2 tRNA genes are annotated in these 526 nt (G+C 48.1%); both read right to left on the bottom strand.

The features are described 5' to 3' along the window. Positions 1 to 134: 134 nt before the first annotated feature. A tRNA-Ala gene (locus tag DXU84_RS24960) sits at positions 135 to 210 on the bottom strand. Positions 211 to 344: 134 nt separating this feature from the next. After that, a tRNA-Ile gene (locus DXU84_RS24965) sits at positions 345 to 421 on the bottom strand. Positions 422 to 526: the final 105 nt, after the last annotated feature.

A 526-nucleotide genomic window follows, 5' to 3' on the forward strand; every position in this document is an offset into this window, starting at 1 on the left:
GTACTGCTACGGAGAGTGATGTTCAGCTGTAAACTTTCAATTTTCAGCTTGTTCCAGATTGTTAAAGAGCAAAATACTTCGCAGCATACTGTTTCCAATACACTCTGAAGTATTATTTAGGGGCTGTACGGTAATGGTGGAGCTAAGCGGGATCGAACCGCTGACCTCCTGCGTGCAAGGCAGGCGCTCTCCCAGCTGAGCTATAGCCCCATACAGTCACTCACAGATACCTTAATTACTCATCAGCCTGATGAGTCAGCCAATTACTTTCTCATCAAGGCGGAGTCATGCGAAGTTTGCTTTGTGCAAACAAGACATGGCGACAACGAAGAGGAGGAAGGAATTGGTAGGCCTGAGTGGACTTGAACCACCGACCTCACCCTTATCAGGGGTGCGCTCTAACCACCTGAGCTACAAGCCTATTAAGGTATTTCTGCTCGTTACTTTCTATCAGACAATCTGTGTGGACACTGCACAATGCGTATCTTGAGGTAAGGAGGTGATCCAACCGCAGGTTCCCCTACGG

This window comes from Rahnella sp. RcJ3 (assembly GCF_009498575.1).
In the GTDB taxonomy this organism is placed as follows: domain Bacteria; phylum Pseudomonadota; class Gammaproteobacteria; order Enterobacterales; family Enterobacteriaceae; genus Rahnella; species Rahnella aceris.